A 25,851-nucleotide genomic window follows, 5' to 3' on the forward strand; every position below is an offset into this window, starting at 1 on the left:
AGGTCCTTTCAACGCGGGAATTTTAACGGGCCCCGCCCGGTGCCAGCTCAGCGGCGCATGTCGATGACGGTGCGTCCGCGAAGCCGGCCCTCCAGCATGCGGTCCAGGTGTTCGGGCAACTGGTGCATGCCGATGACGCCGGCAATCTCGGCCAGACGGGCAGGGCGGTATTCGTTGGCGATCTTGTTCCAGACTTCCTCGCGCAGCGGCATCGGCGAGTTGGCATTGACACCCAGCAGCCGGATGCCGCGAAGGATGAAAGGAAGCACCGTCGTGGCCAGTTCGGCGCCGCCGGCGTTGCCGAAGGCGGCGATCACGCCACCCGGCTGCATCGTGCGGGTCAGCCAGGCCAGCGTGGCGCCGCCCACGGAATCCACGGCGCCGGCCCACCGGGCCTTTTCCAGCGGCTTGGGCTTGTCCTCCGGCGCCATGCGGCCGATGACTTCGCTGGCGCCCAGGCTCTCGAGATACGGCGTCTCGGCGATCTTGCCGCTCATCGCGGTCACCTGATAGCCGCGCCGCGCCAGCATGTCGATTGCCACGCTGGCCACGCCGCCCGTCGCGCCGTCGACCAGCACCGGACCTTGCCCGGGCGCGAGCCCGTTGAGCTCCATCAGGTGCAGCGACAGACCCGCGGTGTAGCCGGCTGCGCCCAGCGCGGCGGCATCGAAGAGACTCAGTCCGTCGGGGATGCGCATCACCCAGTCGCCCGGTACCCGGGCGACCTGCGAATGGCCGCCGTCATGGTCGACGCCGATGCCGAAGCCATGGACGACGACTTCGTCGCCGGCCCTGAAGCGCGGATCGGCCGATTCGCGCACGGTGCCCGCCAGATCGATGCCGCCGATCCGGGGCCACGCGCGGATGATGGCGTTCAGGCCTTTGGAGGCGAGGGCATCCTTGTAGTTGATGCTGGAGAAGGCGACGTCGATGACGACATTGCCGGGGCTGAGATCGTCGGCGGACAGCTCGGCAAACTGGCGAATCGGTGCGTTGTCACCCGCCAGCAGGCGAAAGGCTTTGAACGTGTGCATGGACTCATTCCGGCTTGATGCCCGCGCTCGTGACGACCTGGGTCCACTTCGCGGTCTCTTGCTGGATGTGTGCAGCGAATTCCGCCGGTGTGCTGCCGACCGGCTCGATGCCTTGCTGCAGGAGGACCTCGCGGATCTTCGGGGTCTGCAACACCTTCTGGATCTCCTTGTTGAGCCGTTCGACGACGGGTGCGGGCGTGCCGTGCGGCGCGAGGATGCCCCACCACGAATAGGCTTCCATGGGGTAGCCCAGTTCCTTGAGGGTCGGCGTGTTGGGCAACAGGCTGGAGCGTGCCGGCATCGCAATGGCCAGCGGGACCACTGCGCCCGACTTGACGTGTGCCAGCATCGGAGCCAGGTTGTCGAAGCTCACCGGCACCTGCCCGCCGATCACCGCGGTCGCGGCCTCGGCACTGCCCTTGTACGGGATGTGTTCCAGATGGCTTTTCGACTCCACCTTGAACAGCTCGCCGGCCAGATGGGGAATGCTGCCGTTGCCTGCCGTCGCATAGGACAGGCCGCCCGCCGTGCTCTTCGACTGCGCGATCAGATCGGCGATGCTCTTGACGGAAGACTTCGCGTTGGCAAAGACATAGACGGGCACCTTGGTCACCAGCGACACCGGCGCCAGATCCTGCTGCGCGTTGTAGGGCAGCTTGGCGAACAGCGGGACGTTGGTCGCCAGATTGGCGGTTCCCATCAGCAGGGTGTAGCCGTCGGGCGCTGCCTTCGCGACGTAGGCGGTGCCTGCCTGCGTCGATGCGCCCGGTCTGTTCTCGACGATCACCGGCTGGCCGAGCAGTTCGCCGAGCTTTTGACTCATGGCGCGCGCCGCCGTATCGGTACCGCCGCCGGCGGCGTAGGGCACGATCACCTTGATCGGCCTCGACGGATAGGCCTGCTGCGCCACCACGGGCTGGGTGGCCAGCAGCGTCAACGTCCCGAGGATGGTCAGCAGATTTCTTGGTTGCATGGCGATGTCTCCGTTTTTTTCGAGTCAGCTCTTGATGTCGTATCCCGCCTGGCCGAAGGTGCGCCTGGCGATGTTGATCTGATGGATCTGGCTGGTGCCTTCGTAGAGCCTGAACAGCCGCACGTCGCGGTAGAAGCGCTCGATGCTGTTGTCCGCGATGAAGCCGTAGCCGCCGAGCATTTGCACGCATCGGTCCGCCACGCGGCCGCACATCTCGGACGCGAAGTACTTGCAGATGGACGCTTCCATCGTGACGTCGATGCCTTCGTCGCGCTTGCGCGCGGTCTCGAGCACCAGCGCGCGCGCGGCGTGAATCTCGGTCTGGCAGTCCGCGATCATGGCCTGCACCAGCTGGAAGGCGCCCACGGGCTGACCGAACTGCGTGCGGTTCGCGGTGTGCTGCACGATGTCGTCCAGCATGCGGATGGCCGGGCCGATGCACAGCGCCGCGAGATGAATGCGCTGCTTGTTGAGCACCTTCATGGCGATCTTGAATCCCCGGCCTTCTTCGCCGCCGATGAGGTTCGCCGAGGGTACGCGGCAGTTGTCGAAGTGCACCTCCGACACCGGCGAGCCGGCCTGTCCCATCTTCGCGTAAGGCGTGCCCGTGCTCAGGCCCGGCGTATCGCGCTCAACCAGGAATGCGGAGACGCCGGCCGCGCCCGGATTGGCCGGGTCGGTGCGGGCCATCACGGTGAACAGGCCGGCGATCGGTGCGTTCGTGATGAAGCATTTGCTGCCATTGAGCAAATAGCTGTCGCCGCTGCGAACGGCCGTCGTTTTGAGTGCTGCCGCGTCCGAGCCCGCTTCGGGTTCGGTGAGCGCAAAGCAACCGGTGAGGCGGCCGCTCGCCATGTCGGGCAGGTAGCGTTGCTTCTGCGCTTCGGAGCCTTCGATCACCAAGGCTTCCGAACCGATGCCGGTGTTGGTGCCGACACGGGCGCGAAAGGCCACCGAGCATTGGGACAATTCGATCGCCGCGAGCACCAGCTCCTCGGTGGTCATGCCGGCGCCGCCGTAGGCTTCCGGGATCGAGTAGCCGAACAGGCCGCCTGCAGCCATCTCGGCCACCACGTCGGCCGGCACTTCGTCGAGGCGGGCCACCTCGGCCTCGCGGGGCACCAGACGGTTGCGAACGAAGTCGCGCAGCTTGCCGAGAAATATCTCGAAGCCCTGAGGATCTCGAATCACTTTGTCTCCTGCTTGCTCTTCCGCGCCGAGCGCACGGGTTGGAAGAACTATAAGGAGGAACCGTCGATATCGAGGCTTGTGTTTCGCTATATTAAACTCCGAGCGAACCCGTTGATCCGATAATCCAGGCGGCAACTTGCTGCTGTTCCGTGTCCCGATCAACTGCGCATGAACACATCGCCACCCCAACCCCCTCGCCACCAGATGTTCGCCACCAGTCTGGCCAACGGGCTGTTGATTCTCAAGAGCTTCAAGGTGGGGGAACCTGCGCTGGCCAATCGCGAATTCGTCGAGCGCACCGGGCTGTCCAAGGCCACGGTCTCGCGTCTGACCTATACGCTGGGCGAGCTGGGGTTTCTGAGGTACGACGCCGAGCAGCGGCGCTACCGCCTCGGCTCGGCGACGCTGGCGGCGGGCTATCCGCTGCTGGCGAGCCTGACCATCCGGCAGGTGGCGCGCCCCTTCATGAAGGCGCTGGCCGACCACGCGCGCGGCTCGGTGTCGCTGGGCATGCGTGACCGCTCCCATATGGTGTACATCGAGACATGCCGCGGCCATGAGGCGATTGCCTTTCGCCCCGACATCGGCGGCTCGCTGCCGCTGCTGACCACGGCCATGGGGCGGGCCTGGCTGGGCGGCACCAGCGATGAACTGCGCCGTCAGGCAGTCCAGCAGATTCAGGCCGAAGACCCGGGCGCATGGAAGAAGCACCGCGGTGCCGTCCAGGCGTCGCTGCGCAGTCTCGAGGCGACCGGCGCCTGCGTCGCGCGCGGCGACTGGCAGCAGGATGTTCACGCGGTCGCGGTGCCGATGCAACGCGTCGTCGACGGCGAGACACTGGTCTTCAATTGCGGCGTGCCCGCGGTGCTGCTGGGCCGCCGCACGCTCGAGACCGATGTCGGCCCGAGGCTCGTGCGCATGGTTCGCGACGTGGAGCGCGCCTACCTGGCACAGCAGCGCACCGCGCACTGACACCGACATTCCATGGCCATGCATCCCCGCGGGATTCCGCAAGACAAGCAGTTCGCCGGCACCCTTGCCAGGGGCCTCGAACTTCTGCTGTGCTTCAAGCCCGACGAGCCGTTGCTGGGCAACAAGGAATTCGTCGCCCGAACGGGGCTCGACAAAGCCACCGTTTCACGTCTGACCTACACGCTGGTCCAGTTGGGCTATCTGCGCCACGACACGCGACTGGGCAAATACCGCCTCGGTGCGCCGGTCCTGTCGATGGCCTATCCGTTGCTGGCCAGCATGAACCTGCGCCAGATCGCGCGGCCGTTGATGAACGAGCTGGCCGACGAAGTGCGAGGCACCGTGAGCGTCGGCATTCGCGATCGCGCCGAGATGGTCTTGATGGACACCTGCCGGTCGGAGGACGGCGATGCGCCGCTGATCGATATCGGGGCGTCGATGCCTTTGCTCGCGACCGCCATCGGCCACGCGTGGCTGGCCCGCGCCGAACCGAAGGAACGGGCGGTAGCGCTCAACCAGATCAAGGTGCGCTATCCGCAGCAGTTCGCCGAACATGCGCAGCGCCTGCCGCAGGCGCTGCGTGATTTCGCATCGCGTGGCTACAGCACGAACCCGGGCTACTACCGCCGCGATCGGCTCGCGGTCGCGGTGCCGGTGGCCACGGCGGTGAACTCCGAGATCGTGGTGTTCAATTGCACGGTGCCTGCTTCTCAGGCGCCGGCGCGGGAAGTCAGGCAGCGTGTGGGCCTGCGGCTCGTCACGCTGGTGCGCAGCGTGGAAGTGGCACTGGGTCTGCGCTAGGCGCCCGGCTTGGCAGCTTCGCGCGCGGCGAAGAACCGGCGGCGCAATTCCCTGGATTCCGGGCTGTCCACCAACACCTGGATCTTGGCCCTCTCCAGCATCAGCGCATCCTCGAAGGGCATCGTCAGCGAGGCCTCGAGACATTCGAGGCATGCCAGAGGCGCAGGGAGGCTGGGACAGGTTTGCGTGATGCGCGCCCGCTGCGCCTCGAAGTACGCCGGGGCATCGCCGTCGAAGCGCACTTGGCGCGCCGAAGTCACGGGGAGCGACCCGGAGCCTTCATCGGCCGCGGCGCGCGCCAGCGACAGCGCGGCGTCCAGCAGATCGCCGGACGCCACCGAGTCGAGCAAGCCGCATGCGCGCGCCTTGTCGGCGTCGATCGCCTCGCCCGACACGATCAGGTCCAAGGCCGTCTCGACGCCGACGAGGCGCGGCAGACGCTGCGTTCCGCCGCCGCCGGGAAGGATGCCCAGCTTGACTTCCGGCAGCGCCAGTCGCGTGCCTGTCGCCGCGATGCGGTAGTGGCAGCTCATCGCCAATTCCAGGCCGCCGCCGAGCGCGTTGCCGTGGATGGCCGCGATCACCGGCTTGCCGGCGGCTTCGATCAGGCGGTTGATGTCTCGCAGCATCGGCTGCGTGGTCGCTTTCGGTGTGCCGAACTGGCGGATGTCCGCGCCGCCGCAGAACATCCTGCCGGCGCCGGTCAGCACGATGGCGCGCACTTGCGGGTCCGCCAGGGCTTCTCGCAGATGGGTGTGCAGCGATTGCCGCACTTCGTGCCCCAGGCCGTTGACGGGCGGATTCAGCAGCTGGATCTCGGCGACATCGGCGTGGCGCCGGTAGGTGGTGATGGGTGGGTTCGTCATTCCTGGGGCAGGGCAGGTTCAATATCGACAGGGAAGTGAAGAATCAGATGACGCGCGCGTCCTTGAGCCGCTGCAATTCGGCGCCGTCCAGCCCCAGGGCCGCGAAGACTTCGCCGTTGTGCTCCCCGACACCCGGACCCGAACGCGGCACGGGACTGGGGCTGCCGGAAAAGCGCGGCACGACGCAGGGTGCCGGCACGCTGCCGAGGTCCGGATCGGGCAGGCGGATGATCGCTTCCCGCGCCTGGAAATGCGGGTCGGCAAGAACGTCGTCGATGCCATAGACCTTGCTGAAGGGAACCTCGTGGCGGCTCAGCGCCGCGGCAAGCGATTCGAAGGATTGCGCCGCGCACCAGGATGCGATGATGCCGTCCAGCGCGTCGAGGTGGCGCAGCCGATCGGGGTTGGTGGTGAAGCGCGGATCGTCGAGCAGTTCGGGCCGCCCCATGGCCTCGCAGATCCGGCGAAAGATGGACTCGGAAGAGCCCACGACCGTGACCCAGACCTTGTCCGATGTCTTGTACATGTTCGAGGGCGCCGTGTAGGTGGCGCGCGTGCCTGCACGCTGCCGCACCTCGCCCAGCTGCTCGAACTCCACCGCCAGCGGCTCCAGCAGACGCAGCATGGCTTCCGTGGCCGACAGGTCGATCTCGCGACCGGGCAGGTCCGGGCGCCGGCCGCGCTCGGCCATCGCGGCGGCAATGGAAAAGGCGCCGAACAGTCCGGCGACCACGTCGCCGAGCGGATAGTTCATATGCTGCGGGCTGCCGTCTGCCTCGCCCGTCAGATGAGCGAATCCGCTCATCGCCTCGAAGATGCGTGCGAAGCCCGGGCGCTGGGCGTAGGGACCGGTCTGGCCGAATCCGGTCAGGCGCAGCACGGTCAGGCGCGGGTTGACCGCGTGCAGCGTGGCGAGATCGAGTCCCCACCGGTCCATGGTGCCGGTGCGGAAGTTCTCGACCAGCACATCGAACTGCGGCAGCAGCCGCAGGAACAGTTCCCGCCCTTCGGGCTTGCGCACATCCAGGGTGATGCCGCGCTTGCCGCGATTGGTCACCTTCCAGTAGAGCGCGTTCCCATCCTTGACCGGGGCGAGCATTCGCAGGGAGTCGCTGCCATCGGGCAGCTCGAGCTTGACGACTTCAGCGCCCAGGTCGGCGCACAGGGTGGCCGAGAAGGGCGCGGCGATCACGGTTGCCATGTCGAGAATGCGGATACCGGCGAGCGGCCCGGCGTTCGCGGCAGGAGCGCCAGGGGGCGGCGTGGAGTGGGTCATGGCACATCGATCCGTTGGAAGCTGAGTGCCCCGAGTTTCATGGCGCGTCGCATATGCCGCAATCCGCGTTTTGACATGTTAAACATCGACCGATTGCAGGTGCATCACGAGTGCCTCGGATGGCGCTTGCGAAAGGCGGCCGGCCGCTTCGCACATGGTTCACATGGTTGACTGCGCCCGTGGTTCTTTCCAAACGCGGCACAATTCCGGCTGGCAATCAGCATGCGATCGCCAGCCGGCGTGCCCGGCTGTCGCGCCGTTCGCGTGCTCTCTCCCGATGACGATGGATGGTCGCGCGTCCCCATCATGAACGGGCGGCTTCCGGCCGCCACAACGGCCCGCATGTGACTTCGATATCCAAGCTTGAATCCGCGTACTCGGCGCGGCAGAGACTCTCGAACCGGGATTCGCTGATGGCGATGCTGGGCCTGTGCTTCGTGGCCACCCTGGTGGCGCTGGACCAGACCGTGGTGAGCACCGCGCTGCCGGCCGTCGTCGCCGAACTGCACGGCTTCGATCTCTACGCCTGGGTCGCGACCTCGTACCTGCTGACTTCGGTGATCACGGTGCCGGTGGTCGGCCGCCTGGGCGATCAGTTCGGCCGCAAGCCCTTCGTGCTGACCTCGATCGTGATCTTCAGCGTGGCGTCCGCGCTGTGCGGCCTGGCCAACAGCATGGACGCGCTGGTGCTGGCGCGCGCGCTGCAGGGCCTGGGCGGCGGCATGCTGGTGGGCAGCGCCTTCGCCTGCATCGTCGATCTGTTTCCCGATGCCGTCGTTCGCCTGCGCTGGCAGGTCATGATGGCGTCGGCGTTCGGCATCTCCAACACGCTGGGGCCGTCGCTGGGCGGCCTTCTCACCCAGTACCTGGGCTGGCGCTGGGTGTTCTACATCAACCTGCCGGTGGGCCTCGTCTCGCTGTATTCGGTCTGGCGCTTCCTGCCGCACTTCCGCCATGGCATCGCCGGCGCCAAGGCCCGCATCGACTGGCCCGGCGCGCTGCTGATCGCGACCGGCCTGGGGAGTATGCAGCTGCTGGTCGAACTGGTGCCGCAGCGCGGCTTCACCGTCTCGATGATCTGTCTTCTGGCCGCGTGCGGCTTCGCCTTCGTCGCGCTCTACTGGTGGGAACGCCGCGCCGCGCATCCGCTCATTCCGCTGGAGCTGATGCGCAACCGGGCGCTCGCGAGCATGTTCCTGCTGGCGGCCGCCAGCGGCTTCATGATGTTCTCGCTGCTGGTCTACGTGCCCCTGATGTTCCAGGGCGGCTTCGACCTGTCGGCGCGCACGGCCGGGCTGCTGGTGACGCCGCTGGTGGCCTTCATCGCGGTCGCCAACATCGCCAACAGCCGCATTCTTCTGCGGTTGCCGCATTCGGCCATGATGGTCTACCTGGGCTTTGCCATGACGACCCTGTGCGGCCTGTGCATGCTGCTGGCGCGTCCGGTGTCCTCGCATGGCTACCTGCTGGCCGTCATGATGTGCGGCGGGCTCGGAATGGGGCTGATGATGCCGAACCTGACCATCTCCATGCAGCAGTCGGCGCCGAGAGAGCATGTGGGCATCGCGATCGCGCTGCTCCAGTCGCAACGCATGGTGGGCGGCATGCTGGGGACGGCGCTGACCGGCGCGGTGGTCAACTGGGCCTATCGCAGCGGGATCGGGCGCGCGCTGGAAGACAGCGCGGATGGCGCGTGGCGGCAGCAGCTGGCGGACCCCGAGGTGCTGCTCAACCACGACATGCAGATGGCCCTGCTGAGCCACTTGGCCGCGGCTGGCAGGGACGGGACAGTCCTGATCGGCATGGCGCGCGAAGCGCTGGTCAGCGCCATCCACACCGGCTTCTGGCTGACCATCGCGGTCGGTCTGTTCGGCTTGCTGGGCGTGCGCCATATGCCGAAGATCAGCTTCCGCTCGAAGTCCAGGATCCAGCCCCAGGAGGGCTTTCACGAGCTTTGACGCGTGGTCGCCGCCGACCGTCGCCGATCCCGAGGGGCCGCAGGCTAGACGACCTGCTCGGGTCCGGCGACCACCCGCCGGTACTTGCCCATCGCTTCGACTTCGATGCCCAGCCAGCGCGCCACCTGGTCCGCGTCGGTGCCGCGGCGCAGCTGGCGCAACGCGAAGGTATGACGCAGGCGGAACGATCCGCCATCGGCGACGTCCAGTCCGGCGTCCGCGAGCACCTGCCTGGCTGCCAGGTACTGTGCTTCCTTGCTCCACGGCTTGCCCGTGCGTGTCGACGGAAACAGGAAATCGCCGGCGATCTTCGACTCGGCACGCACCTGCAGCCAATGCTGCAGCAGCTCGCCCGCCCACGGTGCGATCGGCGTCTCGCGCGCCGGTGAATTGCCGTTGCCCGGCACGGCGATCTTCCAGGGCCGATGCCGCGCGCGACCACCTTGCGAGGTCGGCGCCTGCAGGGTCAGGACCCGGACATCGCCCGGCGTCAGCCCGGCGCCGAGCTGCAAGGCCACCGCGACGCGGTTTCTGAGTTGCTGCCAGCTCAGGGCGGTCTGGCCGTCACGGCGCGTGCCCGTTGCGGCCGGGCGAGGGCGCGCGTCCGAAAGGAAGGTGATCAGGTGCCTGGCCTCGGAGACCGACAGAAACTCGGGCAATGGGTCGGCATGCGCGGCCTCCGCATAGCGAACGTGCGGCTGCGCCGCGATCCAGTCGGCCGCGGCCGTGTTGGCGCGCGCGCCGGTCGCTGCCGCATGGTGGCGCAACACCCGGTCGATCAGCCGCAGCAGCCGCAGCGCATGGCGCGGGGAGAGCGACAGGTCTGCGCTCTTCATGCCGAAGCGCGCCTGCTGGAATGCGCGCAGATCGCCAGTATCCAGCGACGCGAGCGTCACGGTAGGCGACTGCCGCAGGCACCATGCGGTGAAGCTGCTCCACATGTCGCGATAGACCTGGATGGAGGAGGGCTGGCGCAGGGCACCGGTGTCGCGCTGGTCCGTGAGCCAGCGCTCGAACGCGGACTGGTGGGTGGCGCTCGAGGCCTCATCGAACAGGGGCAAGGACTGCATCTAAAAATAAGCTAACGGCAAGCCATTGTGAGGCAGGGCCTGACAGAGTGAGAAGCTTGGATTGAAAGCCTGGGTGGCAAGCGTTGTGAAATTGGAATCGGTATGCCGTTAGTGTATTTGCATCCATCTCCATCAGCCACGCTCTCGCATCGCGAGCCGCGTGAGCACCCGCGGCAGGATCTCCTGCCAGTCGCCCACCAGCCCCACGTCGGCCATCTCGAAGATCGGCGCATCGGGGTCGCTGTTCAGCGCAATGATCGACGACTCGCTGGAGACGCCCGCCAGATGCTGCGGCGTGCCCGAGATACCGACCGCCACGTAGGTGCGCGGCGCCACGAACTTGCCCGACTGGCCGACCTGGCGCGCGACCGGCAACCACCCGGCATCGACGGCCGGCAAGCTGCCGCCCACGGCGGCATCGAGCTCCGCTGCCAGCCGGCCAAGCAGATCGAAGCCTTCGGGGCCGCGCATGCCGCGTCCTCCGCTGACCACCACCCGGGCGCCGACGAGCGCGCGCTGCGCATCGCCGCTGTCGACGGGCTGCGTCGCGAAGTCCGCGGGCAGCGCGCCGTCCAGCGTGATCGAACGGAGCTCGCCCGAGACTTGCATCGTCGGCAAGGCTTTCGTGCGTTCGGGCCGAAGTGCAGCAAAGCAGGGCCATGTCGCCGATCGCAGCGCCGCGACCACGCGTCTGCCGAATACCGCCTTGCGTGCGAGCACGACGTTGGCCTCGACGCTCAGATCCTGGCAGCGGCCCAGCGACACGCCGCGGCAGCGCACCGCGAGGCATGCGGCCAGCTCCACGCCCAACGGACCGGACGGCAGCAACACCAGCGTGCGGCTCGGCGCCGCAATGCCGATCCGATCCAGCGCCTGCATCGCAGCCTCGGCCCACACCGCAGCGGATGGATCGGCGCCGAGTCCCGGATGCGTGACATCCCAGCAAATCGACAGGCCCGCGAGCGCGGGCGTCGACGCAGGGCCGACGCCACGCAATCGCATCAACTCCACGCGCCCCCGCAATGGCTCGCCCAGCATCGACCGCGCCGCTGCGATCAGGGCTTCGCGTTGCCCATCTCCGTCGCCCGCGTCCCCACCCGCGAGCAGCACGACGATGCGCAGCGACCCTGCTTCCATGTCACTCATGCGGCCTCTCCCAGGCGCGACAGGATGCCGGCCAGTTCGTCCGCCTGCTGGTCGACCGTGCCGCCGAGAAAACGGCACGCCTTCTCGCGCGCGCCAGCGGTGGCGGCCTCGATCGACGCCAGCGCGACGACCCCCGGTGGCGCGTCGGACAGCGCGGCCTCGAAGCGCATCTTCCGCGTCGCCATCACGTTCTTGAGCAGCGGCTGCCGCAGACGGTTGTGCGAATCGTTCGTCACGCTGGCCAGCAAGGGCAGGGTGGCGTCCACGCGCTGCAAGGTCTCGCCACCCTGGCGCACGATGCGAAGGCCGGCGTCAACGCGCTGCATCGACAGCGCCAGGCTCACATGGGGCAACGCGAGCCACTGCGCGAGATGCGCCGGCACGCTGCCGTCGTCGTGATCGCCGAACTCGCGCCCGATGAGCAGCAGATCGGGCAACGCATCGATCGATGCGCGCAGCGCCGCCGCCAGCTCGGCCGGGCTCCACGGCGCAAGGGCCGCCGGATCGAGCCGCACCAGCGTGTCGATGCGAAAGCCGGCGACCTGGCGCGCCAGCGCCTCGTCGCCCACCACGATCGCGCGCAACTGCATGTCTGGCGCGGCATCGCGCAGCTTGAGCGCCACTTCCAGCGCGGCCTCGTCGAAAGGCCCGAGCACCTGATGCTGCGCCTGATGTGCGCGCAGCGCATCCGCCGTCAGCGGACGCGGCAGCGGCCATTTGGGATCGGCGATTCCCGCCAGCAGCACGAGCGTATTCATTGCATGGATTCCTTCGGCGGCCGATTCTCCGGAGCGGCCCGGCCCGGGCAAGCAGCGCCGTCCGAAAACACAATTTGGCATCCGGCCGCGCCTTCGATGCCGCGACGGGCGCGAAGGTGCGGCGAGCCCGTCGCTACAATCGCGCCCCGGGATCGGCACCGCCGATTCCTTCAACAGCGTGCAGGGGTTCGACATCGACAGGCTCTGGGCCATGGAAGTTTTCGTCCGCGTCGCCGAATGCGGCAGCTTCTCGCGCGCGGCGGACTCGCTCAACCTGGCGAATGCCACGGTCACGACCTGCGTGCGCAATCTCGAACGCCATCTCGGCGTCACGCTGATTCATCGCGACACGCGGCGCCTGCGGCTCACCGAAGAAGGCCAGCTCTATCTGCCGCGTGCGCGCGAGCTGCTGCACTCCGTGGCGCAGACCGAGGAAGAAGTCCGCACCTCGATGGGCGAGCTGCGCGGTGCCCTGCACATCGAGATGCCGATCTCGATCGGCCACGCGCTGGTGTGTCCGGCACTGCCGACCTTCGCGCAGCGCCATCCCGCCATCTCGACCGCGATCACGCTGACGAACCAGCCGCACCACATGATCGAGCGCGCGATCGACATCGCGATCCGCATGGACTCGGTGGAAGACGCCGACCTGATCGCGCGTCCGATCTATGAAGCGCGCTACGTCGTCTGCTGCGCGCCGCGGCTGGCGGCTTCGCTGCCTGCCGACCCGGCGGCACTGGATCCGCACCGCTGTCTCGGCATCCTCGCCGAGGAACGCAGCCACGCCAATGGCTGGAAGCTCGAACGCGGCGAAGAGAAGGTCGAGATCAAGCCACAGGGCCCCTTGCACTTCAACAGCAGCGACGCGCTGCTGATGGCCGCGCGCGCAGGTGTGGGCGCGGTGCACGTGCTCGACATCTTCGCCCACCGGTTGCTCGACGGCGGCGAGCTGGTGCGGCTCTATCCCGAATGGACCACGGCGGTGAAGACCTTCTACGCGGTGACGGCCAAAGCCCGCAGCAGTTCGGCGAAGGTGCGCGCCTTCACCGAATTCCTGGTCGAGGTGCTCGATTCGGAACGCCGGCCCAGCGCCACGCGCGCGGTCGCGGTGCGGGCGCTGGGCAAGCGTTAGCTGTTGAGTTGCAATGGGTTGTTCCCGCTCAAGCGGGAAGCTGGAGGCCTCTAGCCCCAGGCCGAGCACGGCCTCCTGGCGTTAGTAGCTCAGGAAGGACGGCAGCCAGGCGAAGCTCGGTCAAGTCGGCCGTCATGCTCTGCAAAGCAGAGAACAATTGTTCAGATTCGATCTGATCAGGGTGAACAAAAATCACCGGCCGCGTCTCCGCCACGCAATTGCAGCCGCGCTGCTCATCAGAACGTTGCGTGCAGGGCTGCGCTCTTTGTTCCCATCTGCTCGCTCGATGAATAAGAACTGCTTTCGTATAGTCTTCAACGCAGCGCGCTGATGGTGGTGCAGGAAACCGCCACCTGCATGGGCAAGGCCAAGGGCATCACTTCGGCAGCGGTGGGTATCGCGCTTGCACTGATCATCGGTTCGGCCTCGGCACATGCCCAAATCGTCGGTGCATCCAACGTTCCAGGCACATTGCGCCCGACCGTGCTGGTGGCACCCAACGGAGTGGCCGTGGCCAATATCCAGACTCCCAACTCCCAGAGGGTGTCCACCAACATCTATAGTCAGTTCGATGTCCCGAGCAGTGGCGTGGTGCTCAATAACTCACGCAAGACAGTCCAAACTCAACTCGGGGGCTACATTCAGGGCAACCCGTGGCTCGCGACAGGACCGGCCAGGATCATTCTCAACGAGATCAACAGCGGCAACCCCACCCAGATACGCGGCTACATCGAGGTCGGCGGATCGAAGGCGGAAGTCATCGTTGCCAACCCGGCCGGTATCGCCGTGGACGGCGGCGGCTTCATCAACGCCAGCAAGGCCACGCTGACTACCGGCGCGCCACAGCTTAGTGCCACCGGGACCTTGGACAGCTACGCAGTGCGTAGCGGCACCGTCACCGTCAATGGCGCGGGCCTCGATCTGAGTCACACCGACTACGCGGCCATCCTCGCTCGCGCAGTCCAGATCAACGGCGCCATCCATGCGACCGACCTTCAGGTCGTCACAGGTGCAAATCAAATCTCGGCTGATGCCACCCAGATATCACCCACAACGAGTACCGGCGTAGCGCCCACGTTCGCCTTCGATGTGGCCGCGATTGGCGGCATGTTCGCCAACCACATCTTCCTGGTCGGAATGGAAGCCGGCTTGGGCATGCGCAATGCGGGAGCCATCCAGGCCACTGCAACCGGGGCGCCGTCTGGGCTCATGAGTGCCGGGCAGTTCGTAGTCAACTCGGCCGGCCTGTTGCAGAACAGCGGAACCATTCAAGCAGCGTCTGATGCAAGCCTCACCGCATCATCGGTCGTGAACACCGGTAGCGTACTCAGCGGTGGAAGCCTCAAGGTCGCATCCACCGGCGACCTGTCGAACATCGGCGGCACGCTCGAAGGACAGCGGGTCGACCTTTCGAGCACGGCCGGGAACATTGTCAATTCGAACGGGACGATACGTCAGAGCAGCTATGCAGCTTTGACCCTGGCCGCACCTAGCCTGATGAACACGCAAGGCGGCACGATCGGTGCTGAGCCGGTGCCCGCTACTTCCGGCGACAGCGGTAGCGGATCGTCTGGCGCGGGTGCTAACGGCACTGCCGGCGGAGGTTCGAGCGGCAATGCGGGAACCGGCAGTGGTAGCGGTACAAGCAGCGGCACATCGACCGAGCCCTCTACCACGCCAGCCAGTGCACCGATTGCCCCGGGGACCGTTTCCGCGGCCGGCGCCATTCAGAATGACGGAGGCCATATCTATGCCTCCGGTCCCATTTCGCTTCAAACGCCCAATGCGTCGAACGTTGGCGGCACGCTGAGTGTCGACAGCATGGCGGTCTCGGGGCCGGCGTTCAGCAACGCGGGCGGCCATCTCAACGTCAACAACGCCTTCAGCGCCAATGTCGGCAGTTTCGACAACTCTGCCGGAACCGTGCATGCGGGCAGCATCGGCGTCACCACAACGGGCGACTTCAACAACACGGCGGGCATCCTGACCAGCGACGGCGATGCGAACATATCGGCCGGGGGTACAGCGAACAACGCCCAGGGCACGATTTCCGCTGCTGGAGCCCTCTCGGCCAAGGTCAGTGGCGGGCTCTCGAATGCTTCAGGGACTTTGCTTGCAAACCAAGCAGTGACGATCAAGAGTCAGTCCCTGGAAAACACGCTCGGCAGCATCCAGTCGGCAGCGGCTGGCACGTCTTTGACAGTCATCCATGCGCTGATTAATACCGGCAGCATCGGCGCGGCGACCGATTTGAGCGTACAGGCCGGCTCGCTCGTCAACGGCTCAAGTGGTTCGCTTCGCGCTGCCAATGACACGAGCATGTCCGTCGCAGGCGCTGCATTCAATGACGGCGGCATCACATCGGGCCGTCACACCACGATCGCTGCAGACAGCTTGGCAGGCGCTGGCACTCTCGGAGCCGGTATCCATGCGGACGGCAGCCTGGGCACGGCAGGCGACCTGTCTGTTACCACCACGAATGCTCTGGCAGCGACAGGCACCAACCTGGCGGCCGGCAATGCCAATCTGCAAGGCGCGAGCGTCGATCTCACGAACAGCAAAACGAGCGCATCCAACATCGCCATCACCGCCACGCAGGGCAATGTGACGACGAGCAGTGCCAATGTTGTCACACCCGGCACGCTGGCGATCGCGGCCAATACACAGTCCGCTCAGACCCTGATCAACGATGCCGGTGTCCTGAACGTCAACGTGCTTGACCTGCGTGCGTCGAATATCGCGAGTACGAATGGCGGCCAGATCGTTCAGACCGGAACACAAGCCAGCACGATCGCCGCTTCGGGCACTATCGTCAACACGGACAGTCTGATCGCCAGCAACGGTCAGGACTTGACGCTGCAAGCTGGGTCGATCACCAACACGAATGGCCGGATCGAGCACGCGGGCGCCGGCGCGCTTGGCATCACGGGCGGCAGCTTGAGCGGCGCGAACGGTCAGATCACGACCAACGGCGCACTGGCTGCCAACTTCAGCGGCGTCTTCGACCAAGACGGCGGCACCACGACCGCCAAACAAATCAACCTGAATGCTGGCTCACTGAGCAACCGAGGCGGCCAGATTGTGCAGACTGGCGCCGGCGCGACGAACATCAACGTGGCTGGCGCCATGGACAACAGCGTAGGCGGCACGATCGCGAGCAATGGTGCCACGACGATCGCTGCGGGCACCTTGAACAACCAAGGCTCGACCGTTCGAGCGGCCGGCACTTCGGACTTGTCCGTCACCACTTCGGGGCTGCTCGACAACAGCGCGGCCGGCACGATCGCCGCAGGCGGCAACGCCACCGTCAACGCCGGCGGCCTCAAGAGCGAAACGGGCGGCCTAACCGCAGTTGGTAACTTGGCGGCAACGATCATGGGCGCAGCAACCAATGTCGACGGCACGTTGGCCTCGAACGGCAGCACGACGATTTCGGCAGCCAGCCTGGATAGCACCAACGGCCATGTGGTCGCCGTCACCGGCAATCTGGGCGTCACGACCAGTGACGCCACAACCAACACAGGCGGCTCGTTGGAAGCCGCTGGCACCACGACGCTTAATAACGGCGGGCTGATCAATGATCACGGTACGGTTTCCGGCAACGCCGTCTCGATCGACGCCCACGGCGGCACGCTCAACAACGCCCAGGGGACCATTGCTGCCACGACGACCGTGGGTATCAACTCCGGTGCCTTGATCAACGACGCAGGGTTGATCCAGTCGGGCGCGGCGATGACCGTCAACACCCATGGTCAAGCACTCGACAATAGCAACGCTGCGGGGTATGCGAGCACCGGACCGGCCGAAGGTCAGGGCGGCATCGCCAGTGCCGATACCTTGATACTTAATTCGGGCGCGCTCAACAACTCGGCTGGCTTCATCGGTTCAAAGAATGCACTGGCAGCAACGACCGGTGCCGTTTCGAATATCCATGATGGTGTGATCGTTGGACAGGCAGGCGTCACGATCAACACCCAAGGTGCAGCGTTCAACAATACTGGCGGTCAAATTCAAGCCGTTGGTGACTTGAGTGTCAACGCCGGCAATGTCATCAACAATGCTGGCTTGCTTCGGGCCAACGGCAATACTTCCGTCGTCGCAACATCGATCGACAACAGTTCGACCTCTGGCACGAATCAAGGCATCGAAGGCCAGAACGTCACAATCACGACAGGAAACCTCAACAACACGGCCGGCGCCATTCGCAGCGACCGTGCGACCGGCAATACGACGATCACGGCAAGCGGCATAGTCGACAACTCATCCGGTCTGATCTCGGCTGGCGACACGCTGGCCATTGTCGACCCAAACGCTGCGAACCCCGCAGCCAAGACTCTTGCCATCACAAACGCAGCGGGCACGCTGACGGCAAACAAGAGCCTCAAGCTCGATGCAGCCAGGTTCAGCGCCGATGGCACCTTCACTTCGGGCCAGAACCTCAGCGTTGCCCTCACCCAGGACGTCATCAACAACGCTGATATCGAGGCCGACGGCAACCTCATGTACACCACCACTGGCAACCTGACCAACAACGGGAAGCTCATTGCCGGTGGAACCCTCACGGCTGGCGGGAACGTTGTCGAGAACACCGCCGCCGCTGAGATGAGCGGCACGGACACCCAGATATCTGCCACGACTCTGAGCAACAGAGGGTTGATCGATAACCAGGGCCAAACCCGAATCGACGCAGGAACGGTCAACAACATCGGCACAGGCCGTGTCTACGGTGATGCAGTTGCGATTGGTGCAGGCACGTTGAACAACAGTGCCGAGAACGTCTCCGGCACTATTACAGCCGCGACCATCGCCGGCCGATCCAGCGTCGATATCGGCGCCGGCACGATCAACAACAGCGACGATGCGCTGATCTTCAGCGCCGGTGACATGTACATCGGGGGCGCCTTGAATGCCAACGGATATGCCACTGGACAGGGCAGCACCCTCAACAACCACAGCGCCATGATCCAGTCGCTGGGGGACATGTCCATCTCGATGGCGGCCGTCAACAATGTGGACATGCATCTGACGGTGACTCAGGGCACGACATCGAAGACCGATGACTATCTTGCTACGACGGCGGACAACAAGATCTGGAGCATCACCGACACCACCGGCAATCCGATCACAGGCCAGGTCTGGCACACCAACCCGAATGGCACCCAGACCTTGGTCGGCATCGGCTACGGCGACTGGCACGTCACGACCACGACGACCGGAGACATCGCGACGAACCAAGACCCCGCGCAGATCATCGCGGGCGGCAATCTGTCGATCAACGGCCATCTGTCCAACAAGGACAGCAAGGTCATTGCCGGCGGAACGTTGACCGCGCCAAGTCCCGACAACGAGACGACCCAGGGTACCGCCGTCAAGACCTATTTCGGCTACACCTGGGCCTTCGATGGGAGCGGCAATGGCGCGTACATTCCGCTCGTCAAGCCAGCGGACCCGCCCGCCACCATCTCGCTGGGCACCTTCGTCTACGAAGGCAACACGAATGCGACGGGCGGCTTCAATGCTGGCGCAGCGCCGGACGCGAATGGAGCCCGCGGCAGCGCGGCAGGCACCGGCGCGGTCAGCGCAAAGAACGGTCCTGCAACCATCATGGTTGTCGCGAACGTCGGTACAGTGATCAATGCGAGCGGCAGCTCGGCCGGGTCTGCGAACGCTGCGGACGGCGCATCGGGCACAAGCGCCAGCCAGACCGTCTCGACCGTGGTTCGCACCAGCACGCCGAACGCGGCGCTGCCGCGAGCAAGCCTGTTCTCGCTGGAACCGGGTAGCACCAGCCACTACCTGATCGAGACCGATCCCCGATTCGCCGACTACCGGACGTGGCTGTCCAGCGACTATTTGATGAACAACCTCGGGCTCGATCCGGACAACACCGAGAAGCGCCTAGGCGATGGCTTCTACGAGCAGCTGTTGATCGACCAACAGGTCATGCAGCTGACCGGCTACCGGTACGTCAGCGGCTACTCGGATGACGAAAGCGAGTACACGGCGCTGATGAGTGCCGGTGCGACGTTCGCGAAACAGTATGGTCTGACAGTCGGCGTGGCACTCACGGTCGCGCAGATGGCGCAACTTACCAGCGACATCGTTTGGCTGGTGTCGCAGACGGTGACACTGCCCGATGGCACCACCCAACAAGTGCTCGTGCCTCAGGTCTATGTGCGCGTGCAGCCGGGGGACATCGATGGCTCGGGGGCATTGCTGTCGGCGGACAAGACTGTCATCAATGCCGCACCGGGCACCGGCGATGTGACCAATACCGGAACGATCGCCGGACGCACGCTCGTATCCATCACCGCCGACAACGTCAACAACTTGGGCGGCCGCATCTCCGGGGGCAGCGTCGCCGTGACTGCGGTCAACGATATCAATGACATCGGCGGAACGATCGATGCGAAGAACTCGATGACGCTTCAGGCAGGGCATGACATCAATGTCCAGACCACGACCAGCAGCACGTCGAGTGCGATGGGGGCTAAAACCGTCGTCGATCGCGTCGCAGGCCTGTACGTGACCAATCCGGGCGGAACCCTCGTCGCGAGTGCCGGCAACGATGTGAACTTGGCCGCCGCTATTGTGAAGAACCAGAGCGGAGATTCGGCGAGCGGCCTGACGTCGATCACCGCCAAGCACAACATCCATCTGGATACCGTCCAAACGGGTGAGCGGCAGTTGATGGCCTCCAGTCCGGGCAACTACATCGGCTATTCGAACAGCCAGGAAGTCGGCTCGACCCTCTCCACCAATGGGACCACGGCCCTGTCCGCGAACAACGATATCAACGCGAGGTGGGCCACGGTCAGCAGCGGCGATGGCTTCCTGAGCGTTCACGCGGATCACGACACCAACATCAGCGATGGCGAAAGCTCGCAGATGACGGTCCAGGGTCGCCAGTCCAGCAAGAAGAACATTCTCAGCAGCTCCACCACCAGCAGCACGATCTATTCATCCAGCACGACCAGCGTCGGCAGCAGTTTCTCGGGCGGTCTGACCGCGCTGACAGCGAACCACAACATCAATATCGAAGGCTCGCAGATCAGCGGGACCGAGGGTGTTCTCGTTCAAGCTGGCAACAACTTGAATGTCTGGGAGGGACGCAACACCACAGACACGTCGATCTCATCGGCGACTTCCAGCAGAACGTTGGGCCTGGGGAGCGCGCTTGTTGGGCTGCCATCGGTGGGGCCTTCGTCCAAGTCGAATTCAACTGAGCTCGAAATTCGAACCGATACGGCAGCACCGAGCAGTATCCAAAGCAACCAAGGCGGAGTCCTCCTTCAAGCGGGAGGAACCGTCTTCCTCGAAGGCGCGCAAGTCAGCGCTGCCAAGGACATCTCGATCATTGGCACGGAGGTTGGGATGAAGGCGGCCGTCAACAGCACCAGCATTGAAGGAACGAGCAACTCCAGCAGCAAAGGGTTCACCAGTGTTGGACAAGCCATCTATGCCGACCCGAGCACAGGCTTCAACGCCAAAAAGACGACTGATACCACCATCGACGATTCGTCGCTCACGCGCACGACGCTGAGCGGTGCGAATGTGAGCATCACGGCCACGGACACACTGGCGATGGCTGGCACCACGGTCAATACGCCCGGTAAGCTCAGCTTGAATGCGGACAACCTGGTTCTTGGGACGCAGACGACGGAACGCGATACGCAGGAGACCAGCCAGGGGCGAGACCTTGCGTATCAGAAGATCAAGGACAAGGGCCAGTCCGACCAGACTACGAACTACAACCAATTCAATGTCGGAACACTTGCCGTTACGGCCAACCACATTGACGCGAGCTTGGGTGCGAAGGACAGCTTGGCGGCCTTGGCCCAGCAGCCGGGCATGAGCTGGGCGCAGCAGCTCAACAGCGATCCGGCGTTGCAAGGCAAGGTCAACTGGTCTGCGGTTGAGGAAGCCCACAAGAACTGGAACTCCGAGCAGCAGGGCCTGACGCCTGAGGGTGCGGCGATCGTGACGCTGGTCGTGGCCTACTTTACGGCCGGGGCGGCCAGTGAGCTTGGCGCAGCAGCGGGAACATCCGCAGGGACGACGGTCGCCGGCGGAACGGTTGCCACTCTTGGTGAGGGCGGATTCATTGCTGCTGGCGGCGCTACAGCATCATCTATTGTTGGCGGTGCCGTGACGGCGGGGCTCTCGGCGTTGGCAGGGGAGGCGGCCGTTGCGTTGATCAACAACCAAGGCAACATTGCGGCAACGCTGCACGATCTCGGATCGAGCGCAAATGTAAAGAGCTTGGCAACTGCGATCATCACCGGCGGTGCGCTAGAAAATTTGGGCTTAAGTCCCATAGGTCTACCTGGTGGTGGCGACCAGGCCTTCTTCACCCAGCTCCAACAGAATGTCGCTGCAGCGGCAGCCAAGGCCGCTACAAATACTGCAATCAACGGCGGAAGCTTTGAGAAAAATCTTGCGCAGGCGCTTGAGACGGGGTTGATCGACACCGTTGCGGCGCAGACCGCATTTGCGATCGGTGACAGTCGCGTCGGGGCGAATCCGGCATTGACAGGCTTTACGACAGAGATTGCGCACGCGATTGCTGGATGCGCAATTGGAGCCGGACGCACTGCAGTAGCAAACTCAAGCGGCGGCAGCAGCTGCGGCGCGGGCGCAATTGGTGCTGTAGTTGGAAATTTGGCCGCTAGCTTTGCCCTAGCGAATGAGGCTCAAAACACGACCGCGATAGTTGCATTTTCTCAAATGTTTGCTGGTCTCGCCGGTGCAATGATAGGTGGAAACGCTTCGGACATAAATATTACTGCTCAAGCTGGGGCAAATGCTGCTGCAAACAATGAGCTGCTGCATCTTGGCAACAGTGTCGAGGCATTGACCCGCAGTGGATATACTTTGGTTCCAATTTCCCTGCCTGGATACGGCGATGCGTATGTTGACCCTCGCATGGCGACGGCATTGGAAGACTGGATGGGATTGGCGGCCGACCAGGGCGTAACTATCACCTTTAATAGTTCGTTTCGTGTGTCTGGGCAACCGGTTAGCGGCGCTGTCTATACACCAGCCGGCGATAGTAGTTTGCATAATGCAGGTCTCGCAGTTGATGTCCGCTACGGAAAATTGGAAGACATTTCCGGTGGGTTGACAGCAGATCAACAGCGGGCAATTCTAAGAGATACTGCAGCTCAAGCGGGACTCTCATGGGGTGGAAATTTCTCGAAACCAGACGATGTTCATTTTTATATCGACCCTTACGGCGTTGCAGGAATTGGTCGAATTGGGCTGATTCAAACACAGCAATCAGCCTTTAATTTTCTTATTGGAAAATAAATGTATAAATTTACCTTGGCGATTTTTTTGACCATCGGCGTGCCGCTTGCGATGGCAAATCCTCGTCAGGATTGGGCCAACGCGACATACGCAAGCATTCGGGTGTCAAAAACGGAGGGTGATTTGGTAGGGCTACGGGTTCAAATAATTCACTCAAATATTCAAAACTTCATCTTAATTCAATCATTTGAAGGCGAACCGTTGGCGCCGTGTTTGGCAAAGGCAGAAATAAGTAAAAATACGATCTACGCAAAATTTCCCGAAGGATGTTTGTTCAAGGGAGAGATGCTTGGCGAAATAAAAAAAAGCACTCTCTCAATTATATTTGCGCCCGAACAAGGAAAAGACAATGGAAAGGTGATGGTGTTGAATTTAATTAAATGATCTTTGATCGTTGCGACCGAGTCGTGCAACTAACGTCTTGCAGCTCTCAGAATGCACAAAGACCGGGTAGCATGTTGGACAATGCGGCAAACAACTGGCTGGCTATGCAGCAGATTGCTCAAATGAAGAAGGAGCTTGCCGCCGCGAGTACGCCATTAGAGAAAGCTCAGATGATAGATAAATGGGCACTCGTAAATGAGAAGCAGGATTATCTCACCGCGATTGGTATCGGCCTTGGTCTCACTCAAGCGAGGATTAGCGATCTAGCTGGGCTTGTCAATTTTTTGACCAATCAATTCATTTCAGGCGGCGGAAAGGCTCTTCAATAAAAGAGATTGAGCATTTCACTCGTCACAGTGAATCTGGCGTCAACGCGCTTGATGCCAAATATATTAATTGACTGAAAACACATGATCTAAAGGAACTCAGGTCAAAGATCATTGCATACAGTTGGATTGTTGAAGGTCGGTCGCATAATTTTTCCATTGACATAGCTCATCAGGCTTGGCGTAAACTTCCTGATTCAAGCGATTTCATTTGCTTTGAAAACTCTTGGATGCCGAATAATTGCGTGCTGTTGGATGCTTTTGGACAGGAGCGCATACGACTAACTGTGCCTTGACAGTTAATCAAGGCCAAAAATCCAGATTCAAATCGACCGCCAACTTCCTTTTCCCGCATTTGCGTGCCATTGGTGAATCCCGTGAATGGCATTCAGGGGAATTTCGGCGTTGAAGCCTGGGTTGAATTTGCGGGGTAGTGCTATTTTGAGCTTGACTATTGGGTTGGTCGATTTCTTTGGGGCGTGGAAATTCGAGACTGATCCGTGTCTGTAGAGAACGGTCTGGAGCTGAACCTTGCGAATGTGAGCATCACGGCCGCAGACACGTTGGCGATGGCTGGTACCACGATCAATGCGGCCGGCAAGCTGAGCCTGAACGCGGACAACATTGTTCGCGGGACGCAGACCACGAAACGCGATACGCAGGAGACCAGCCAGGGGCGAGACCTTCATCAAAAGGCCAAAGACAAGGGAAATCCGACCAGACCACGAACCACAACCAATTCAATGCCGGAACACTTCCCGTTGCGGCCAATCACATTGACGCGAGCTTGGGTGCGAAGGACGGTTTGGCGGCTTTGGCTCACTATTAGATTCTTAAAACGCAGATCTTGGCTTCGCATCAACTGCGCGGCAAACCTCTTCCAACCTTTCAAATGTTTTGCTTGTATTCGCACTCATCGCCAGCCGCATTGGCTTGCGCGATCCTTGCTCTTCCAATCGCCGCTTCGGCTCAAATCGCCAGCGCCCCGCAACCATTTGGGGAATAGCAGCTCCAGCAAGAACGCGAGCGAGCATTGCGCGAACAGAACGCGCGCAATGCTGATGTGCGCGGGCCGGCCGCGCCGAAGACACCGAATGCTTTGCTCCCCGCGTCCGAGTCGTCATGCTTCCGCATTGATGCTGTTCTTTTGATTGGCGACGAGTCCAAGTCTTTCCAGTGGCTGCTTTCCCGGCTGACCGCGCCGGGCGGTTCTGACTCCCCGGTTGGTCGCTGCATTGGTACGAACGGCGTCAACGTTGTTCTCGCACGTGCCCAGGCGGCGCTTGTGGCGAAGGGGTGGGTCACTTCTCGCGTGCTCGCTGGCGAGCAAGACCTTTCGACCGGTGTTCTGACGCTGACGCTCGTGCCGGGTCACATTGCAGCGATACGCCTCACCGCCGATTCGACGGTGCCGTTGCTTGGCGCTGCTGCTTTACTCACCACGGCCATTCCTGCGAAGCCCGGCGATCTGCTCAACTTGCGCGATATCGAGCAGGGTCTGGAAAATCTCAAGAGCGTGCCCACCGCCGAGACAGACATCAAGATCGAGCCTTCCACTGCGGCGAATGCCAAACCAGGCGATAGCGATCTGGTCGTGAAGTACGTTCAGGCCCGAAAGGTCCGATGGGGCCTTACCCTGGATGACAGCGGCACCAAGGCAACCGGCGTCTATCAAGCCGGCGCCACAGTGTCACTCGACAATCCCCTGGGCTTGAACGACCTGTTCTACTTCAATGCCATGCACAGCGTGGATGGCGACGGTTTCAGTGACCGTGGCCGCGGTACCGAGGCACAGACCGCTCACTACTCCGTGCCCTACGGTGATTGGCTGGCTGGCTTTACTGCCTCGAACAACCGCTACCACCAGAGCATCGCGGGCCTGACCCAGAACTACATCTACTCGGGCGAGACATCGAACGCAGAAGCCAAGCTCTCGCGGCTGCTCTACCGTGACCAGAGCCGCAAGGTCATAGCGTCCGTCTCGGGCTTTCGCCAGGAGAACCACAACTATGTGGACGACGCCGAGATCGATGTGCAGCGCCGCATCGTTGGCGGCTGGACTGCTGGCCTGAGCGACAAGGAGTTCATTGGCGATTCGACGCTGGAAGGCAACCTGGGCTACACACGCGGCACCGGAGCATTCGGTGCCATCGAGGCTCCAGAAGACCCGTTTGGGGAGGGCACGGAGCGCATGAAGCTCTGGACCTACTCGTTCAACTTGAACGCCCCATTCAAGCTTGATCTAGGCGGCAACTCGCAAAGCTTCAGGTACACGGGGCTGATTCGCGGTCAGTGGAACGAGACGCCACTGACGCCCCAATACCGCTTCTCGATCGGCAGCCGGTACACGGTGCGCGGTTTCGACGGCGAGAGCATGCTGATGGGTGATCACGGCGTTCTCATCCGCAACGACTTGGGTTGGGCGATTCAGCAGACCGGAGCCGAACTCTACCTGGGCGCAGACTACGGCCAAGTCGGTGGCCAAAGCACAGCCCAGCTCATCGGCAAGCATTTGGCCGGCGCTGTGGTGGGTGTTCGAGGGAATTGGTCGAAGGTCGGCTACGACTTTTTCGTTGGCACTCCGCTATCCAAGCCCGCAGGCTTCCAGACCGCCAATCTCAGCGGAGGCTTCAGCTTGAACGTGAGCTTCTAGGC

Annotated in this window: 17 protein-coding genes; 8 read left to right on the top strand and 9 right to left on the bottom strand. The window is 63.3% G+C overall.

Translation table 11 applies throughout. The annotated features are described in order from the left end of the window. Window positions 1-47: 47 nt before the first annotated feature. From E5P2_RS35645 to E5P2_RS35655, 3 genes are read right to left on the bottom strand one after another with little or no spacing between them, the layout of a single operon-like run. Window positions 48-1,034: an oxidoreductase gene (locus tag E5P2_RS35645; RefSeq protein WP_162571784.1), complete on the bottom strand. Its 987-nt coding sequence runs from the start codon at window positions 1,032-1,034 to the stop codon at window positions 48-50. A gap of 4 nt (window positions 1,035-1,038) precedes the next feature. Beyond that, a complete protein-coding gene (locus tag E5P2_RS35650; protein WP_162571785.1) occupies window positions 1,039-2,007 on the bottom strand; it encodes a tripartite tricarboxylate transporter substrate binding protein in 969 nt (322 codons plus the stop codon). A gap of 24 nt (window positions 2,008-2,031) precedes the next feature. Continuing rightward, complete coding sequence (locus E5P2_RS35655; RefSeq protein WP_162571786.1) at window positions 2,032-3,198, bottom strand: acyl-CoA dehydrogenase family protein; 1,167 nt, start codon at window positions 3,196-3,198, stop codon at window positions 2,032-2,034. A gap of 168 nt (window positions 3,199-3,366) precedes the next feature. Here E5P2_RS35655 and E5P2_RS35660 point away from each other — a divergent pair, with 168 nt between their 5' ends. Together E5P2_RS35660 and E5P2_RS35665 are read left to right on the top strand one after the other, a co-directional pair. Continuing rightward, entirely contained in the window at window positions 3,367-4,170 is an 804-nt protein-coding gene (locus E5P2_RS35660) for an IclR family transcriptional regulator (RefSeq protein ID WP_162571787.1), read from the top strand. 12 nt (window positions 4,171-4,182) lie between these two features. Continuing rightward, window positions 4,183-4,971 (top strand): IclR family transcriptional regulator, encoded by a 789-nt coding sequence (locus E5P2_RS35665; protein WP_162571788.1) that lies wholly within the window; start codon window positions 4,183-4,185, stop codon window positions 4,969-4,971. On the opposite strand, the gene E5P2_RS35670 is transcribed toward E5P2_RS35665, so the two are convergent. Beyond that, window positions 4,968-5,837: an enoyl-CoA hydratase/isomerase family protein gene (locus tag E5P2_RS35670; protein WP_162571789.1), complete on the bottom strand. Its 870-nt coding sequence runs from the start codon at window positions 5,835-5,837 to the stop codon at window positions 4,968-4,970. The two genes, E5P2_RS35665 and E5P2_RS35670, sit on opposite strands and share 4 nt — an antisense overlap. 43 nt (window positions 5,838-5,880) lie before the next feature. Further along, window positions 5,881-7,113 (bottom strand): CaiB/BaiF CoA transferase family protein, encoded by a 1,233-nt coding sequence (locus E5P2_RS35675; RefSeq protein WP_162571790.1) that lies wholly within the window; start codon window positions 7,111-7,113, stop codon window positions 5,881-5,883. Window positions 7,114-7,526: 413 nt separating this feature from the next. Here E5P2_RS35675 and E5P2_RS35680 point away from each other — a divergent pair, with 413 nt between their 5' ends. Then, on the top strand, window positions 7,527-9,071 hold the full coding sequence (locus E5P2_RS35680; RefSeq protein WP_232077660.1) for an MFS transporter: 1,545 nt from the start codon (window positions 7,527-7,529) through the stop codon (window positions 9,069-9,071). Between the two features lie 44 nt (window positions 9,072-9,115). Here E5P2_RS35680 and E5P2_RS35685 read toward each other — a convergent pair whose 3' ends face one another. The 3 genes from E5P2_RS35685 to E5P2_RS35695 all read right to left on the bottom strand — a co-directional run bounded on the left by E5P2_RS35685 (window position 9,116) and on the right by E5P2_RS35695 (window position 12,258). Beyond that, complete coding sequence (locus E5P2_RS35685; protein ID WP_162571792.1) at window positions 9,116-10,141, bottom strand: tyrosine-type recombinase/integrase; 1,026 nt, start codon at window positions 10,139-10,141, stop codon at window positions 9,116-9,118. A gap of 132 nt (window positions 10,142-10,273) precedes the next feature. Further along, window positions 10,274-11,287 (bottom strand): electron transfer flavoprotein subunit alpha/FixB family protein, encoded by a 1,014-nt coding sequence (locus E5P2_RS35690; RefSeq protein WP_162571793.1) that lies wholly within the window; start codon window positions 11,285-11,287, stop codon window positions 10,274-10,276. Beyond that, window positions 11,284-12,258, bottom strand: coding sequence for an electron transfer flavoprotein subunit beta/FixA family protein (locus E5P2_RS35695; protein WP_232081040.1), 975 nt, complete (start codon window positions 12,256-12,258; stop codon window positions 11,284-11,286). The genes E5P2_RS35690 and E5P2_RS35695 overlap by 4 nt, the downstream gene beginning before the upstream one ends. On the opposite strand from E5P2_RS35695, the gene E5P2_RS35700 reads away from it, so the two are divergent. From E5P2_RS35700 to E5P2_RS35715, 4 genes are all read left to right on the top strand, one after another. Continuing rightward, window positions 12,257-13,177 carry a LysR family transcriptional regulator gene (locus E5P2_RS35700; protein WP_232077664.1) on the top strand — a complete coding sequence of 307 codons (921 nt, stop codon included), beginning with the start codon at window positions 12,257-12,259 and terminating at the stop codon, window positions 13,175-13,177. The genes E5P2_RS35695 and E5P2_RS35700 overlap by 2 nt on opposite strands. Before the next feature lie 330 nt (window positions 13,178-13,507). Beyond that, window positions 13,508-22,486 carry a two-partner secretion domain-containing protein gene (locus tag E5P2_RS35705; RefSeq protein ID WP_162571795.1) on the top strand — a complete coding sequence of 2,993 codons (8,979 nt, stop codon included), beginning with the start codon at window positions 13,508-13,510 and terminating at the stop codon, window positions 22,484-22,486. Beyond that, a complete protein-coding gene (locus E5P2_RS35710) occupies window positions 22,487-22,870 on the top strand; it encodes a hypothetical protein (protein ID WP_162571796.1) in 384 nt (127 codons plus the stop codon). It begins immediately after the preceding gene. A gap of 71 nt (window positions 22,871-22,941) precedes the next feature. Continuing rightward, a complete protein-coding gene (locus tag E5P2_RS35715) occupies window positions 22,942-23,199 on the top strand; it encodes a hypothetical protein (RefSeq protein WP_162571797.1) in 258 nt (85 codons plus the stop codon). A 169-nt stretch (window positions 23,200-23,368) separates the two neighbouring features. Here E5P2_RS35715 and E5P2_RS35720 read toward each other — a convergent pair whose 3' ends face one another. Continuing rightward, window positions 23,369-23,584, bottom strand: coding sequence for a hypothetical protein (locus E5P2_RS35720; RefSeq protein ID WP_162571798.1), 216 nt, complete (start codon window positions 23,582-23,584; stop codon window positions 23,369-23,371). A 645-nt stretch (window positions 23,585-24,229) separates the two neighbouring features. Here E5P2_RS35720 and E5P2_RS35725 point away from each other — a divergent pair. Beyond that, window positions 24,230-25,849, top strand: a complete 1,620-nt coding sequence (locus E5P2_RS35725) for a ShlB/FhaC/HecB family hemolysin secretion/activation protein (RefSeq protein WP_332107584.1) — start codon at window positions 24,230-24,232, stop codon at window positions 25,847-25,849. The last annotated feature ends 2 nt before the right edge of the window (window positions 25,850-25,851 follow it).

Origin of the sequence: Variovorax sp. SRS16, from assembly GCF_901827165.1 — a bacterium.
Taxonomy (GTDB): Bacteria; Pseudomonadota; Gammaproteobacteria; order Burkholderiales; family Burkholderiaceae_C; genus Variovorax.

Bases quoted from the DNA above. Each gene is read 5' to 3' on its own strand.
- E5P2_RS35645 (WP_162571784.1), bottom strand. From the start codon at position 1,034: ATGCACACGTTCAAAGCCTTTCGCCTGCTGGCGGGTGACAACGCACCG.
- E5P2_RS35650 (WP_162571785.1), bottom strand. From the start codon at position 2,007: ATGCAACCAAGAAATCTGCTGACCATCCTCGGGACGTTGACGCTGCTG.
- E5P2_RS35660 (WP_162571787.1), top strand. From the start codon at position 3,367: ATGAACACATCGCCACCCCAACCCCCTCGCCACCAGATGTTCGCCACC.
- E5P2_RS35665 (WP_162571788.1), top strand. From the start codon at position 4,183: ATGGCCATGCATCCCCGCGGGATTCCGCAAGACAAGCAGTTCGCCGGC.
- E5P2_RS35670 (WP_162571789.1), bottom strand. From the start codon at position 5,837: ATGACGAACCCACCCATCACCACCTACCGGCGCCACGCCGATGTCGCC.
- E5P2_RS35675 (WP_162571790.1), bottom strand. From the start codon at position 7,113: ATGACCCACTCCACGCCGCCCCCTGGCGCTCCTGCCGCGAACGCCGGG.
- E5P2_RS35680 (WP_232077660.1), top strand. From the start codon at position 7,527: ATGGCGATGCTGGGCCTGTGCTTCGTGGCCACCCTGGTGGCGCTGGAC.
- E5P2_RS35685 (WP_162571792.1), bottom strand. From the start codon at position 10,141: ATGCAGTCCTTGCCCCTGTTCGATGAGGCCTCGAGCGCCACCCACCAG.
- E5P2_RS35690 (WP_162571793.1), bottom strand. From the start codon at position 11,287: ATGAGTGACATGGAAGCAGGGTCGCTGCGCATCGTCGTGCTGCTCGCG.
- E5P2_RS35700 (WP_232077664.1), top strand. From the start codon at position 12,257: ATGGAAGTTTTCGTCCGCGTCGCCGAATGCGGCAGCTTCTCGCGCGCG.
- E5P2_RS35695 (WP_232081040.1), bottom strand. From the start codon at position 12,258: ATGGCCCAGAGCCTGTCGATGTCGAACCCCTGCACGCTGTTGAAGGAA.
- E5P2_RS35705 (WP_162571795.1), top strand. From the start codon at position 13,508: ATGGTGGTGCAGGAAACCGCCACCTGCATGGGCAAGGCCAAGGGCATC.
- E5P2_RS35710 (WP_162571796.1), top strand. From the start codon at position 22,487: ATGTATAAATTTACCTTGGCGATTTTTTTGACCATCGGCGTGCCGCTT.
- E5P2_RS35715 (WP_162571797.1), top strand. From the start codon at position 22,942: ATGTTGGACAATGCGGCAAACAACTGGCTGGCTATGCAGCAGATTGCT.
- E5P2_RS35720 (WP_162571798.1), bottom strand. From the start codon at position 23,584: ATGCCATTCACGGGATTCACCAATGGCACGCAAATGCGGGAAAAGGAA.